Source organism: Comamonadaceae bacterium OTU4NAUVB1, assembly GCA_024372625.1.
Lineage (GTDB): Bacteria > Pseudomonadota > Gammaproteobacteria > Burkholderiales > Burkholderiaceae_C > Variovorax.
This window is the reverse complement of the sequence record CP099607.1, coordinates 325,518-340,485: the sequence shown is the minus strand read 5'-3', so window position 1 is coordinate 340,485 and position 14,968 is coordinate 325,518. Positions and strand designations below refer to the sequence as shown.

General features: G+C 71.0%; 11 protein-coding genes. 5 read left to right on the top strand and 6 right to left on the bottom strand.

Annotated features, from left to right (window positions below):
• Positions 1-51 precede the first annotated feature (51 nt).
• Complete coding sequence (locus NF681_21205) at positions 52-351, top strand: hypothetical protein (GenBank protein ID UST56124.1); 300 nt, start codon at positions 52-54, stop codon at positions 349-351.
• A gap of 26 nt (positions 352-377) precedes the next feature.
• The gene (locus NF681_21200) at positions 378-1,619 is read left to right on the top strand and encodes a Gfo/Idh/MocA family oxidoreductase (GenBank protein ID UST56123.1); all 1,242 of its coding nucleotides are present in this window, start codon (positions 378-380) and stop codon (positions 1,617-1,619) included.
• Positions 1,620-1,664: 45 nt separating this feature from the next.
• Here NF681_21200 and NF681_21195 read toward each other — a convergent pair whose 3' ends face one another.
• The 3 genes from NF681_21195 to NF681_21185 form a co-directional block, all read right to left on the bottom strand.
• Positions 1,665-2,036 (bottom strand): hypothetical protein, encoded by a 372-nt coding sequence (locus NF681_21195; protein ID UST56122.1) that lies wholly within the window; start codon positions 2,034-2,036, stop codon positions 1,665-1,667.
• Positions 2,037-2,215: 179 nt separating this feature from the next.
• Positions 2,216-3,190, bottom strand: a complete 975-nt coding sequence (locus NF681_21190) for a ferritin-like domain-containing protein (protein ID UST56121.1) — start codon at positions 3,188-3,190, stop codon at positions 2,216-2,218.
• Between the two features lie 513 nt (positions 3,191-3,703).
• Positions 3,704-3,946, bottom strand: coding sequence for a hypothetical protein (locus NF681_21185; protein UST56120.1), 243 nt, complete (start codon positions 3,944-3,946; stop codon positions 3,704-3,706).
• 312 nt (positions 3,947-4,258) lie between these two features.
• Between NF681_21185 and NF681_21180 the strand changes: the two genes are divergently transcribed.
• Positions 4,259-5,533: a tetratricopeptide repeat protein gene (locus tag NF681_21180; GenBank protein UST56119.1), complete on the top strand. Its 1,275-nt coding sequence runs from the start codon at positions 4,259-4,261 to the stop codon at positions 5,531-5,533.
• Here the strand turns inward: NF681_21180 and NF681_21175 are convergent.
• From NF681_21175 to NF681_21165, 3 genes are read right to left on the bottom strand one after another with little or no spacing between them, the layout of a single operon-like run.
• Complete coding sequence (locus tag NF681_21175) at positions 5,513-7,033, bottom strand: efflux transporter outer membrane subunit (GenBank protein ID UST56118.1); 1,521 nt, start codon at positions 7,031-7,033, stop codon at positions 5,513-5,515. The two genes, NF681_21180 and NF681_21175, sit on opposite strands and share 21 nt — an antisense overlap.
• Positions 7,033-10,218 carry an efflux RND transporter permease subunit gene (locus NF681_21170; GenBank protein ID UST56117.1) on the bottom strand — a complete coding sequence of 1,062 codons (3,186 nt, stop codon included), beginning with the start codon at positions 10,216-10,218 and terminating at the stop codon, positions 7,033-7,035. The genes NF681_21175 and NF681_21170 overlap by 1 nt, the downstream gene beginning before the upstream one ends.
• A 12-nt stretch (positions 10,219-10,230) precedes the next feature.
• Entirely contained in the window at positions 10,231-11,481 is a 1,251-nt protein-coding gene (locus NF681_21165) for an efflux RND transporter periplasmic adaptor subunit (protein ID UST56116.1), read from the bottom strand.
• A gap of 529 nt (positions 11,482-12,010) precedes the next feature.
• On the opposite strand from NF681_21165, the gene NF681_21160 reads away from it, so the two are divergent.
• On the top strand, positions 12,011-12,661 hold the full coding sequence (locus NF681_21160; protein ID UST56115.1) for a nucleoside/nucleotide kinase family protein: 651 nt from the start codon (positions 12,011-12,013) through the stop codon (positions 12,659-12,661).
• Positions 12,662-12,947: 286 nt separating this feature from the next.
• Positions 12,948-14,963: an ATP-binding protein gene (locus tag NF681_21155; protein UST56114.1), complete on the top strand. Its 2,016-nt coding sequence runs from the start codon at positions 12,948-12,950 to the stop codon at positions 14,961-14,963.
• Positions 14,964-14,968: the final 5 nt, after the last annotated feature.

Here is a 14,968-nt window from a genome sequence, read left to right as displayed (position 1 = left end):
GGGGCCGCACCGTCTTAGCTTGAGCGCTTCCATCACACGGAGGCCATCCACATGAGCAATTACAACCAGGTCACGACCAGCGGCGAGGGCACCCGCCCCAGCACCAGCGGCGGCGTCGACAACATGGGCGCGGGCGAGAAGCTGAGTACCAAGCGCACCGCGGCCGGCGACAACGTCGGCGGTCCGGCGCCGGACGAACGCATGAACGCGAAGCGCGCCGACGTCGAATCCACGGAGCACGACGATTCGGCAGCCTTCGAACTCCACGAGGACCTGAGTTCGGCGCCCAACACCGAGCCCCGCGATCGCTCGCCGGACGAACACACGCCCCTCAATTCGCCCAAGGACTGACGTCCGTCCCCGCCATGCCGTCTTCCATGAATTCCGCCCTCCAGCGGCGCGCCATGCTCAAGCTGGGTGCTTCCACGACCACCGGACTGGTGCTTTCGGCCGGTGCCGTCGCGGCGCAGGGCCTGCCCGGGCCGACGCCCGTCGACACCGGGCGCGTCCAGGACGGCAAGGTCGTGTTCCCGCCCTGGCGCGGGGAGGCCGACAGCCCCGGTTCACCGCCGCCGGCGCCGCTGCCGCCCGCGCAGCGCATCGGCTTCGCCATCGTCGGGCTCGGGCGCTTGTCGCTGGAAGAACTGATGCCCGCTTTCGCCGAGAGCGGACAGGCGCGGGTGACGGCCCTGGTGTCGGGCTCGCCCGAGAAGATGGCCGCCGTGGCGCGCCAGTACGGCATCGCGCCGGGGTCGTGCTACAGCTATGCGGATTTCGACAAGGTGCGCGACAACCCCGAGGTGCAGGCGGTCTACGTCGTCCTGCCCAATGCCATGCACCGCGAGTACGTGGAGCGCGCGGCGGCCGCGGGCAAGCACGTGCTGTGCGAGAAGCCGCTGGCCACCAGCGCCGCCGATGCGCGCGCGATGGTCGCGGCCTGCGCCAGGGCCGGGGTCCGGCTCATGGTGGCCTACCGCATCCAGTACCAGCCGCACCACCTGCGGGTGCGTGAATTCGTCAAGGACGCGACGTTCGGACGCATCGTCGCCTTCACCGCCGGCAACGTGCAGACCGTCGCGGCGGACGCGACGCTGCAGTGGCGCCACAAACGCGCGCAGGCCGGCGGCGGCGCACTGCCCGACATCGGGCTCTACTGCCTGAACACCGCGCGTTTCATCACCGGGCAGGAACCGGTGGAGGTCTTCGCCCACACCTACAGCCCTCCGGGCGACCCGCGCTACGCCGATGTCGAGGAGACCGTCAACTTCATGTTGCGCTTTCCCTCCGGCCTGGTGGCGCAATGCCTCGCGAGCTACGGCGCGCGCGAGGACAAGTGGCAGCGGCTGCAGATGGAGAAGGCCACGCTCGACATGCCCAACGCCTACGACTACCAGGGCCAGCGCCTGCTCGTCGGCCAGCGTCAGGGCGACGCGAAGGCCATCGAGGAAGTGATCCTGCCGCGTAAGAACCAGTTCACCGCCGAGATCGATCACTTCGCCCAGTGCCTGCGCACCGGGCAGGCGCCACGGACGCCCGGCGAGGAGGGCGTGCGCGACCACGTGATCATGGAGGCCATCTACCGGTCGGCGGCTTCCGGTCAGCCCGTGCGGCTCGGCTGAGGCGGGCGACGCCACCGGCGGTGCCGGGCCGTGGCCGGCCCGGCCTCAGATCGGCCAGCGGGCGGCCAGCTCGAAGAACCGCGCCTTGAAGCGCTCCGCCTGCGTCTGGCCCGGCAGTTGCCGGTCCCTGAAGCGGCGCGCGGTGCGCGTGTGCCATTGCCGCGTGGCCCGTGCGAAGGCCGCGTCCGGACCTTCCCGGGGCAGCGTGGCCAAGATGTCGAGCGCCGCGCCGACCTGCTCGCCGGCGCCCGGAATGTCGCCGTCGGCGAGCACCACCGCGCAGTCGGCGCCTTCCTCGCGTTCGCGGGCGGCCGACAGGCTCGGGTACTTGGTCATGATGAGCACGGCGATGACGACGGGGTGGCCGGGATGGTGGGCACCCTCGAAGCCACAGACCTGCTGTTCCAGGGACGGCATGGTGAAACTCTCGTTGGAAATCGGACGACGCGACCCGGACGGGTGCGTTTGCGATGGCATCCTGCGCGCGAACGCCTCAACGAGATAGGAACTATTTAGTTACTTCAGCCACCATGGCCGGTCCGATCGCGCGATCGGCTGGCCAATGTGACTTATTGCCCGCGACGGGCGGTGGCCGATCAGGCGAAGGCGCTGCTCATCACCAGCGCGCCGTTCACGCCCGCCGGGAAGAAGCCGCCCCGCGACACCGCGCCCGGGTTGAGGTAGACGATGTTCAGCACGTCGCCGGGCGTGCGGCTGTAGGCGATGCCGTCCTTGTCCAGCGGCACGATGTTGGACGCGCCGTTGGTGCCGGTGATGCCCTGGTCGACATCGGTCGAGCCGTCGAGCGTGTCGCGCGCGTTGGAGATGGCGTCGGCCGAGGTGCGGAGGGCCGGCGTTGCCAGACCCTTCGAGTACAGGACCGTGCGCACCAGGCCGGCGTGATAGGCCTCGGCCGCCAGGATGCCGGCGGCGGCCTCCAGGTAGGTCTTGTTGGTGATCAGCGGCGCGGCGCCCTTGTACGCCGTCACGCCCACGTCCTCGAACACGAAGGCGCCCAGCAGGAAGTTCTCGTCGCTCGCGTAGGGGTCGAAGGCGACGCCCGGGCCGACGAGACCGGCCGCGCGGGCCGCCACCGAGAACGCGCCGTTGGGGTCCGTGCCGCCGATGTCGATCTGCGGCTGGGCCACGGCCGCGCTGCCGAGCGCGGCACGCAGGAACGCGACGTGCGCGATCTCGTCCTCGGCGATCTCCTTGGCGTACTGCGCCACGACCGGGTCGCGGAAGGCCACGGCCCGGCCGCCGATCACGCTGCCCTGCGTGCCGGTGCCCGTGAGCAGGCTGGCCGACAGGCCGGTGCCGAAGACGGCGTACTGATAGAACTGCGATTCGAGGTATTCGAGGTTCAGCGCGAAATTCAGGATCTCCACGTCGGTGGGTCCGGGCGCGGGCTGTGCAATGGCGTCGTCGCCACCGCCGCCGCAGGCCGAGAGGATCATTCCGCCCACGACCCCGGCGCCGACGGCGCTGGTCTTGCGGAAGAATTGACGCCGGTCTTCCAGTTTCCTGGCGCGGGTCTGCAGAACATCGATCAGCTTGGATTCGGTGGACATCGGAAATTCCTTTGTGTCGCGGCTGGCGCGAGCGGTGGCGATCCTGTCGAACAAGGAGCGGGTGGCGCCGGCCTTCAGGCCTGCGTCCCGTTCCACGACCGCGTGTTCGGGATCGAACAGCGCGTGATGCCTGTACGACGCCTGGACCGCGCCGGATGCAGCGCCGGCGCATTCAGGTGTAAGCGATTGTCAGGATTCGCCAATGCACGGCGATGGCGGGCCGATGCTGGGCCGATGCCAGGCCGAGTGCGACTGCCATGACGGCGCCGACGGCGCGCGGTGCGCTTCAAATGAAAAAGGAAAAATGGGGGGGGCTGGTAAACCCGAATGACTCGCGTAATTGTCGCGAATCGTTTCAATTGCAATTGCGTGTCGCCGCGCAATAAAGAAAAAGGCAATTGATGGGTGGAAACCCGGAGCCGGGAAATCGATTCTCAATTCTTCTGCGACGCCAATTCCAATCGGCGTATTTCGGCCCGGGCGCGCCGACGGCGGCGCACCCGGGCCGCGACCTCAGAGGCTGCCCTGGGGGGTGGAGCTGGCGTCGAAGAAACCGTCCTGGCGAAGGCGGGCGGGGACCGGCGCGTCGTCTTCGGCGGCGCCGCAGGACAACACCAGGCTGCCGAGGGCGAGACCGAAGCAGACGACGATGGAGATCCATCCGAAAGTCGCCACCAGGCCCCAGGTCATTGCGATGCTTGCGAGAAGGATAAGAAATTTCATGGTGCCGCAATGATGCAGCGATCTCGAATTCATGTCTGTGCAGCATTTCACAAATTGGATTCGACAAAAGGGACTTTCGAATTGCATCCGGACCGGAAATTCTCTAACTGAGTACTAAGGTTTAACTTTAAATCGTCTCCTAAATAAAAAGTATTACTACGCTTTGGAGGCGCCGTGGCCGGCGCGGCCGGACGCCCTGCCACGGGCCGCCGTGACATGCCGTGACCTGCCGTGCCCCGCCACGGCCCACCGTCCCGACCATGCGATAACCTGTTCCAGGCCACCGCCGGCCGCGTCTGGCCCGGTGACCGGCACCGGTTTCCCTTTCACGACGACGTCCCCTCCATGCACCCCTCCGTCTCCTCCACCACGCTCGACGCGGCCCGCCAGTGCTTCATGGACGGGTTGGCCCACCTGGCGGCGCAACGTCCGGCCGAGGCCGAGGCGCAGTTCGAGGCCAGCCTGCGGCTGGTGCCGGGCCGGGTCTCGACGTTGCTCAACCTCGCGGCGGCGCGGCTCGCGCTCGGCCGGGCCGACGCGGCGCAGGACGCGGCGTCGCAGGTGCTGTCGGCCGAACCCGACAACGCCGAGGCCTGGTTCCATCGCGCCAATGCCGAGGCGATGCGCCAGCGGACCGACGCGGCGCTCCGGGCCTTCGAGCGTGCCGCCGCGCTGGCACCGGGGTCGGCCCATCCATGGTTCCGCCACGGCCAGGTGCTGCAGGGACTGGGGCGCGACGCGCAGGCCCTGCCGTCCTACGAGCGGGCCGTGGTCGCCGATCCGGCCTTCGCGCCCGCGTGGACCAACCTGGGCACGCTGCTGCGGGAGCAGGGCCGTGCGGCCGACGCCGCGCACGCCTTCCGCCAGGCCCGCGCGCACGGGGCCGACGACGAACTCCACGGCTACTACCTGGCCGCCGTCGGCGTCGGCGCAGCGCCCCCGGCGGCGCCGGCGCTGTACGTGGAGACCCTGTTCGACGACTACGCCGAGGGCTTCGCCGGCCACGTCGTCGACGTGCTCGATTACCGCGCGCACCGCGTGCTGGCGCGGGCGCTGAGCGCCGTGGCCCCCGGACGCACCTTCGCGCGCGCGCTCGACCTGGGCTGCGGCACGGGACTGTGCGGCGCGCTGCTGCGGCCGGTGGTCGGACACCTGAGCGGCGTCGACCTGTCGGGCCGGATGCTGGCGCAGGCCGAGGCGGGCGGCGCCTACGACGCGCTGGCGCGCCAGGACGTCGTCGAGTTCCTGCGGGCCGCGCCGCCGTCGAGTCTCGACCTGGTCACGGCGGCCGACGTCTTCATCTACGTGGGCGACCTGTCGGCCGCCTTCGAGGCCGTCTCGCGGGTGCTCGCCGAGGCCGGCGTCTTCGCCTTCTCGGTCGAACTGGCGGCGCGCGGGACGGTGTCGTTCGCGCTGCAGGCGAGCCTGCGCTACGCGCACTCGGAGGCGTACCTGCGCGAGCTGGCGCGGCGGCACGGCCTGGACGTCCGGCACGTCGAGCGCGGGGCGGTGCGTCGCGACCAGGGCCGGCCCGTCGAGGGGCTGTTCATGCTGCTGACGGTGGCCGGGTCGGCGCCGGCCGCCGACGCCGCGTCCGGTTCAGCCGCCGGGGGTGCCTGAGGTCACGACGCCCGGCGCCGCGGTCCGGGTCTCGTCGACCCAGCCGCCGCCCAGCACGCGGTAGAGCGTCAGCCGGTTGGCCTGCTCCACCAGCTGCAGCGCCAGCAGCGACTGCTGCGCGGTGTAGAGCGACCGCTGGGCGTCGAGCACGACGAAGAAATCGCCGCCGCCGGCGCGGAACAGCGCGTCGGACAGTTCGAAGGCGCGCGTCGTCGCCGCCAGCAGCGAGCGCTGCGCGGCCAGGCGCTCGTCGAGCGTGCGCCGCGCCGCCAGGGCATCGGCCACTTCGCGGAAGGCGGTCTGCAGGGTCTTCTCGTAGGTGGCGAGCTGGATGCGCTGCTGCACCTCCGCCACGCGCAGGTTCGCGCGGTTGATGCCGCCGTCGAAGATCGGCACGCTGATCGACGGGGTGAAGCTCCAGATGGCGCTGCCGTCCTTGAACAGGCCCGACAGGCTGCTGCTGGCCGTGCCGCCCGAGCCGATCAGCGCGATGCGCGGGTAGAAGGCCGCGCGAGCGGCGCCGATGTTGGCGTCGCTCGCGCGCAGCGCGTGCTCGGCGGCCTGCACGTCGGGGCGCTGCTGCAGGATGTCGGAGGCCAGCCCCTCCGGCGGCGCCAGCAGGCGGGCCGCCGGGGTCGCCGCCAGCGGCCCGTCGGGCGTCGCGGGCAGCAGTTCGGCCGGCGGCGTGGCGCCCACCAGCAGCGCCAGCGCGTTGCGGTCCTGCTCGACCTGGCTGTCGAAGGCGGCGGCATCGGCGCGCGCGGTGTCGACGGTGCTGCGCGCCTGCGCCAGCGCCAGACCCGACTGCGCGCCGAGCTGGTAGCCGCGCTCGATCAGGTCGAAGGACTTCTGCCGGCTCGCCAGCGTGTCGCGCGCGAGCCGCAGGCGCTGCTGGTCGGTCGCCAGCGTCAGCCAGGCGCCGGCGACGTCGGCCACCAGGCTGATGCGCGTGGTGCGCGCCGCGTCCTCGGTGGCGAAGAAGCCCTCGAGCGCGGCCTCGCCCAGGTTGCGCACGCGGCCGAAGAGGTCGATCTCGTAGCTGGCCAGGCCGACGGTGGCGCTGTACTGGGTCGCGAAGCGCGTCGCTCCGTTGGCCGACACGCTGCCCGGCGTGCGCGAGCGGCTGCCGGAGGCGCCGCCGCTGAGCGTCGGGTAGACCGCCGCCTGGACGATGTCGTACTGCGCGCGCGCGCGCTCGATGTTGAGCGCCGCGACGCGCAGGTCGCGGTTGTTCGCCAGCGCCAGCGCGACCGTGCCGCGCAGGCGCTCGTCGACGAGGACGTCGCGCCAGCCCAGGTCGTGCGGCGCCGCGCCGGGCTCGTCCACGGCGGCGCGCGCGCGCTCGGCCGTGGCGGCCGCCGTGGCCGCCGGCGCGGACGCCCAGGCCGGCGGCACGGGAGCGGCGGGCGTCGCGTGGGGCGGGGCCAGGTTGACGCAGCCCGCGAGCAGCAGGGCCGGCAGGCCCAGGGCCGGGCGCGGAAAGACGAACGGGCGACGCATCAGCGGCCTCCCGTCGCGGCGGCGGGGATCATCGCCTCGCCGTCGCCCCCGGCGCGCCGCCCGGCCTGGCGGCGCTCGATGAAGCCCCGGATCAGCACGAAGAACAGCGGCACGAAGAAGATGCCCAGCGCCGTGCCCACCACCATGCCCCCGAGCACCGCCGTGCCGATCGACTGGCGACCGCCGGCGCCCGCGCCGGTGCCGATGGCCAGCGGCAGCACGCCGAAGCCGAACGCCAGCGAGGTCATCAGGATGGGTCGCAGGCGCAGGCGCACCGCCTCGAGCGTGGCGTCCAGCACGCTCTTGCCCTGCTCCTGGAGCTGCTTGGCGAACTCGACGATCAGGATCGCGTTCTTCGAGGACAGGCCCACGGTGGTCAGCAGCCCGACCTGGAAGTAGACGTCGTTGGTCAGCCCGCGCAGGCCCGTGAACAGCAGCGCGCCGACGATGCCCAGCGGCACGACCAGGATGACCGAGAACGGCACCGACCAGCTCTCGTAGAGCGCGGCCAGGCACAGGAACACGAACAGGATCGAGATCGCGTAGAGCATCGGCGCCTGCGCGCCCGACAGGCGTTCCTGGAACGAGGCGCCGGTGAACTCGTAGCCGATGCCCTGGGGCATCTGCTTCATGGTCTCCTCGACCGCCGCCATGGCCGCGCCGGAGCTGATGCCGGCGGCGGCGTCGCCGACGAACTCGTAGCTCGGCGCGCCGTTGTAGCGCACCAGCTGGGGCGAGCCGTAGCTCCAGCGCGAGGCCGAGAAGGCGCCGAAGGGCACCATCTGGCCGAGCGTGTTGCGCACGCTCCAGCGCCCGATGTCCGCCGGCAGCATGCGGAACGCCGTGTCGCCCTGCATGTAGACGCGCTTGACGCGGCCGTTGTTGAGGAAGTCGTTGACGTAGGTGCCGCCCATGGCGGAGGACAGCGTGCTGTCGATGGCGCTGGTCGAGAGGCTGAGCGCGCCGGCGCGCGCGTCGTCGATGTCGACCGCGAACTCCGGCGTGTCCTCGAGGTTGTTGCTGCGCACGTTGACCATCTCCGGGCGCTGGCCGAGCAGCTGCAGCGCCTGGTCGCGTGCCTTCACCAGGGCCTCGTGGCCCAGGCCGTTCTGGTCCTTGAGGAAGAAGTTGAAGCCCGCGTTGGCGCCCAGCCCGCGCACGGCCGGCGGCAGCACGACGAAGATGCGCGCGTCGCGGACCGTCGCGAGGTCCCTGCTGCCGCGCCGCGCGATGGCCGCGGCGGAATGCTCGGCGCCCTTGCGCTCGGCCCACGGCTTGAGCAGCACGAAGGCGCGCGCCGAGCTCTGGTCGCCGTTCTGGCCGGTCAGCAGGTTCACGCTCACGACGTCGGGCTGGCTGGCGAAGTAGGTCTGCACCTGGCTGAGGATCGGCTGCAGCCGCGCGTTCGACGAGCCCGGCGGCAGCGTGATCTGCACCTGCACGAAGCCCTGGTCCTCGTCGGGCAGGAACGAGGTCGGCAGGCGCAGGAACATCACCGCCATCGCCGCGCAGATCGCCAGGTAGACCAGCAGGCTGCGCTTGCCGCGCCGCACGATGGCGCCCACGAAGCCCTGGTAGCGGTCGGCCGTGCGGTCGAAGCGGCGGTTGAAGCCCGCGAAGAAGCGGTCGACCCAGCCCAGCGGGCCCTTGCGCGGCGCGCCGTGGGGCGCGTGCGCGCCCTTCCCGACCGGCTTGAGCAGCGTCGCGCACAGCGCCGGGGTGAGCGTCAGCGCGACCAGCACCGACAGCACCATGGCCGAGACGATGGTGATGGAGAACTGGCGGTAGATGACGCCGGTCGAGCCGCCGAAGAACGCCATCGGGATGAACACCGCCGACAGCACCAGCGCGATGCCCACCAGCGCGGGCGTGATCTCGTCCATCGACTTGCGGGTCGCCTCCTTGGGCGAGAGGCCTTCCTCGCTCATCACGCGCTCGACGTTCTCCACCACCACGATGGCGTCGTCCACGAGCAGGCCGATGGCCAGCACCATGCCGAACATGGTGAGCGTGTTGATGGAGTAGCCGAACACCGACAGCACGCCGAACGTGCCCAGCAGCACCACCGGCACCGCGATGGCCGGGATCAGCGTGGCGCGGAAGTTCTGCAGGAACACGTACATCACCACCACCACCAGCAGCATCGCCTCCAGCAGCGCCTTGATCACCTCGTCGATCGACGCGCTCACGAAGGGCGTGGTGTCGTAGCTGACGAAGCTCTCCATCTGGTTGGGGAACAGCGGCTTGAGCTCGGCGATCTTGGCGTTGACCGCCTCGGCCACCCGCACCGCGTTGGCGCCGTCGGCCAGCACCACGCCCATGCCGGCGCCGGGGCGGCCGTTGAGCAGCGAGCGCACCGTCAGGTTCTCGGCGCCGAGCTCGACGCGCGCCACGTCCTGCAGCCGCACCACCGCGCCGTCGGCCGTGGCGCGCAGCACCACGGCCTTGAACTGGTCGACGGTGCGCAGCTTGCTGCGCGCGGTGATGGTCGCGTTGAGCTGCTGCTGCTGCACGGCGGGCAGGGCGCCGAGCTGGCCGGCGGAGACCTGGGCGTTCTGCGCGAGCAGCGCCGTGTTCACGTCCGAGGGCATCAGCGCGTACTTGCGCAGCCGGTCGGGGTCCAGCCAGATGCGCATGGCGTAGCCGGTGCCCAGCGTCTGCACCTCGCCCACGCCGTCGATGCGGCTGACGACGTCGACCAGGTTGCTGGTGATGTAGTCGCCGACGTCGACCGCGTCGGCGCTGCCGTCGCCCGAGTAGAGCGAGACGATCATCAGGAAGTCGTTGCCACCCTTGGTGACCGTGACCCCGCGGCTCTGCACCGCCTGCGGCAGCCGCGACATCGCCTGCTGGAGCTTGTTCTGCACCTGCATCTGCGCCACGTCGATGTCGGTGCCGGCGTTGAAGGTGAGCTGCGTGCGCGAGATGCCCGAGGCGTTGCTGGTGCCCTGCAGGTAGAGCAGGTTGTCCAGCCCGGTCATCTGCTGCTCGATCACCTGCGTGACCGAGTCCTCCACCGTCTTGGCCGAGGCGCCGGTGTAGGTGGCGTTGATGGAGACGCGCGGCGGGGCGATGTCGGGGTACTGCTCCAGCGGCAGCGAGCGGATCGACATCAGCCCGGCGAGCATCACGATGATGGACAGGACCCAGGCGAAGATGGGTCGGTCGATGAAGAAGCGTGCCATGGCGCCGGGTCCTCAGCGCATGGCCACCGGGCCGGGCGCCTGGGCGGCCGAGGCGGCCGGCGCGGCCGGTTTCGCCGCGCCCGGATTGGCGGCGACCTCGGTGGCCCGCACGGTGTCGCCGACGCGGGCACGCTGCGAGCCCTCGACCAGCACGCGGTCGCCCGCCGCCAGGCCGTCGAGCAGCTGCCAGCGGTTGCCCACCGCGCGGCCGACCTTGATCGGCCGGCGCGCCACCTTGTCGTCCGCGCCGACCACCAGCGTGGAGGCGCTGCCGTCGGGCGCGCGCGTCACGGCCTGCTGCGGCACCAGCAGCGCGGCCTCGTTCACGCCCTCCTGCAGCACGGCGCGCACGTACATGCCGGGCATCAGCAGGCGATCGGGGTTGGGCACCACCGCGCGCAGCGTCACGCTGCCGGTGTTGGCGTCCACGGTGACGCCGGCGAAGGTCAGCCGGCCGGGGTGCGGGTAGGTGGTGCCGTCCTCCAGCAGCAGGCGGATCGGCGCGTCGTCGGCGTCGCCGCGCTGCAGCCGGCCCTCGGCGAGGTCGCGCTTCAGGCGCAGCAGCTCGGCGCTGGATTGCGTGACGTGCACGTACACCGGGTCGAGCTGCTGCACGGTGGTCAGCGCGGTCGTCTGGTTGGCCGTGACCAGCGCGCCGGGCGTCACGGTGGAGAGTTCGACCCAGCCGGTGATGGGCGAGTTGATCCGCGTGTAGCCCAGGTTGATGCGCGCGGTCTGCTCGGCCGCCCGCGCCACGGCCACGTCCGCCGCGGCCTGCTGCGCCGCCGCCAGGGTCGACTCGTTGACCTGCTGGCTGATGGCGTCGATCTTCACCAGTTCGGCGTTGCGCTGGGCCACCGTGCGCGCCGTCGCGGCCGTGGACTCGGCCTTGCGCACGTTGGCCTGCGCGCTGGCGTAGCTGGCCTGGAACGGCGCCGGGTCGAGCTGGTAGAGCGCCTGGCCGGCCTTGACCAGCGAGCCTTCGCTGAACAGCCGCTTCTGCACGATGCCGCCCACCTGCGGCCGGATCTCGGCGATGACCGGCGCCACCGTGCGGCCGGAGAGTTCGGTGTTGAACGACAGGCGTTCCGGCTTCAGGGTGACCACGCCGACCTCCCGGGGGGCCGGCGCGGCGGCGGTCTTGCCGCTGTCGCCACGGGAGCATCCCGTCGCGGCGAGCCCGGCGATCAGGCAGGCGGCGATCCCGCACCGGGCGCCCCGGGAGAACGGTCGCAGCAATGCGGAGCGGACGGAGTGGGGCATGGGCATCGCGGTGAGCGGATGGGGAGGAAAGAGGCCGAAGTGTCGGACGGCATTGTCGCGACGGGTCCGGACGACGCCACGGGCGGCGCCATCTTTACCGAACTTCACATTTTCTCAACGATCCCGCGCGGCCGCTCCCGGCGCTGCCAAGGCCCCGTGGGGGCGAGGGATCGGCGGTCCGCCCGTCGCCATCGCAAGGCGGCGCGACAGCCAGAGCGCCGGCGGCGGCTCTGCCGCCATCGGCTCGCTCGCTTCGGCCCGGGCCTTCGACGGCGCTCGGGCGGTGTTCACGGCCCTGCGCGGCGGCCCGATCGACGCGGCCGTGGAGATCCCGGGGCCGGCGACGCCGCAGGCGACATCCGGCGCGCTGCGGGTGGCGGCCGTGATCGGCGAACGTCGTCCGGGAACCCTTCGCCCCTGTACGGGCCGGAGCCGGGGGGTGGTGATGTCGAGTGGCGGCGCTTGGTCAGGTCCGTCCGGGGAACGAGGATCGAGAATCGGCCCGATCCCCCGACCGAGAACCCGCCTCATGACCACGCCCCGACCTTCCCTCGCGCCGACTCTCGCGCCGGCCCACCTCGCGCGCGTGCGCGACCTCCTGCGGGACGGGCGGCGCAAGCTGCTGGGCCTGGTGGGCGCGCCGGGCGCCGGCAAGTCGACCCTGGCCCTGGCCCTGCAGCAGGCCTTTCCCGGGGTCGCGCAGGTCGTGCCGATGGACGGCTTCCACCTGGCGAACGTCGAACTCCAGCGCCTGGGCCGCGCGGGCCGCAAGGGCGCTCCCGACACCTTCGACAGCGCCGGCTATGTCGCGCTGCTGGCGCGACTGCGCGACGCGTCGCCGCCGGGCATCGTCTACGCGCCCGAGTTCCGGCGCGAGATCGAGGAACCCGTGGCCGGCGCGATCGCCGTGCTGCCGCAGACGCGGCTGGTGATCACCGAGGGCAATTACCTGCTGCTCGACGGCGGCGGCTGGGAGGGCGTCGCGCCCCTGCTCGACGACGTCTGGTATGTCGACGTCGACGACACCCTGCGCGCGGACCGGCTCGCGCGGCGCCACGAGCAGTTCGGCCGCAGCCGCCAGCAGGCGCTCGACTGGGTGGCCTCGACCGACGAGCCCAACGCGCGGCTCGTCGCGTCGACCCGCTTCCGCGCGCGGTTCGTGTTCGGCTGGAACGACTGAGACCCCGTCCGCTCCCGCGCCGGCCGTCGCCATCGAGCGCCCCGGCGGCGGCATCACGGCGGGTGTCGGGCGTGCGACAAGACCCGTCATCGTTAAGGAACTATTAAGTATTAGCTAAAGAAATCACGCTTTGAATTGAGACCATTGGTTCAATCGAAATTGCGGAAATCGATCATTTCAGACGATAGGATGACCTCCATCGGGGTCGCCTCGGCACGATGGGTGCGGCGATTGGCAATTGAGTTTGATCTTTAGTTTTAATTTACAAAGCCGTTTGTTTGCGTCTATGAAATTCGTTCATGCCTTTTCAGGCATTGCATTGGTCATCGGCGTGCTGGCATTCGCCGGCCATGTGTTCGACGTGCCGGTGCTGGTCGCCCTCCGGCCGGGCGATCCGGCGATCTCGGCCATCGCCACCCTGGGCATCGTCCTGCTCGCCACGTCGCTGCTGGCCAGCGGCACCGGCCGCCGTCCGTCGGGGGTGACGCTGGCGGCCCTGGTGGGGGTGCTGGCGGTGCTGGTGCTGGCGAGCCACGTCCTGTACGACCGGGACCGGCTGGGCGCAATGATCGCGGCGCACGTCTCCCACCTCTCCGTGCCCACGGCGGGCATGTCGAGCGCGACCGCGCTCGCCATGCTCGGCATCGCGGTGTCGGTGCTGTTCAGCGGCCGCTCGGTCGTCGCCGACCTGAGCGCGGGCGTGGGCGTGGTGCTCTCGGCCATGGCGCTGCTCGGCCATGCCTATGGCGTCCAGGAGTTCTCCGCGCTGAAGGGGTTCAGCCACATGGCGGTGCAGACGGCCGTGGCGATCTTCGTGCTGTCGATCGCGTCGCTGGTGCTGCGCCCCGAACTGGGCTGGTCGGCGGTGGTGGCGTCGTCCTATGCGGCCGGCGGCGCGGCGCGGCGACAGCTGGGCTTCATGCTCGTGCCGCCGGTCGTGGGCTGGGTGCTGGTGCGGGCCGTCCACCTCGACCGGCTGGACGTCGACGCGGCCATGGCGCTGTTCGTGATCGTCACGGTCATCCCGATGGCCCTGCTGGTGCTCAAGGACGGCCGGGGCCAGATCGCATTGGACGACGAGCGCAAGTCGAGCACCGAAGCCCTGGCGGCGGTGATGCACCTCGCCCAGCAGCAATTGCTCGACCAGTCGCGCCAGCTCCAGGCCGAGAGCACCGAGCGCGCCCGCGCCGAGGCCGCGATGTACCGGGCGCAGCGCATGGAGGCCGTCGGTCACCTCACCGGCGGCATCGCGCACGACTTCAACAACCTGCTGATGACCATCAGCGGCAACGTGCAGCTGCTCAAGCGCAAGATGCCGCCGGAAGATCCGCTGGCCAAGTACACGCTCAACCTGTCCAACGCGGTGGCCAAGGGCGCCAAGGTGACCCAGCAGCTGCTGGCCTTCTCGCGCAGCCAGAAGCTGTCCATCCGGCCGACCGCCATGGGGCCGGTGCTGGCGGGCGCCCGCGAACTCATCGGCAGCTCGCTCGGCCCGGCCGTCACCCTGCGCCTTCAGCTCGACGCGCCCGACGCCTGGGCCCTGTGCGACGCCGACCAGCTCGAACTCTCGCTGCTCAACCTGGCGCTGAATTCGAAGGACGCCATGCCCGACGGAGGCGTGATCGGCATCCGTTGCGAGCGCTCGCAGATGACCTCGAACGGCGAGTCCTGCGTGCGCGTGCGCGTGTCCGATGGCGGTCGCGGCATGACCCCGGACGTCCTGGCGCGCGCCGCCGAGCCGTTCTTCACCACCAAGGAAAAAGGCAAGGGCACCGGCCTGGGCCTGGCCCAGGTCTACGGCTTCGTCGTCCAGTGCGGTGGCGAATTCACGATCCAGAGCGAGGTGGGCGTCGGCACGACCATCGACATGCGGTTTCCGTCGACCGCGCCCGTGACCGAGGCGGCCGCCGATTCCCACGGCACGTCGGTGGCGCGACCGGTCTGCGCGCAGCGGCGCATCGTGGTGATCGACGACGACGACGGTGTGCGCGACGTGATCGTCCAGGGACTGCGCGACGCGGGCTACCTCGTGAGCGAAGCCGCCGACGGCGAGTCCGGCCTGCAGCGCATCGAGGATTTCGTGCCGTCGCTCGCCGTGATCGACTTCCTGATGCCCGGGCTCAACGGGGCCGAGGTCGCGCGCATCGCGCAGGCGCGCCATCCCGGACTGCCGATCGTGTTCGTGAGCGGCTATTCCGACACCCTCGCGCTCGACGGGGTGTCCGGGGCGATCGTGCTGCGCAAGCCGTTCGACATCCAGATGCTCAGCCGCACCGTGGAAGCCGTGATGGACGCGTCCTAACCATC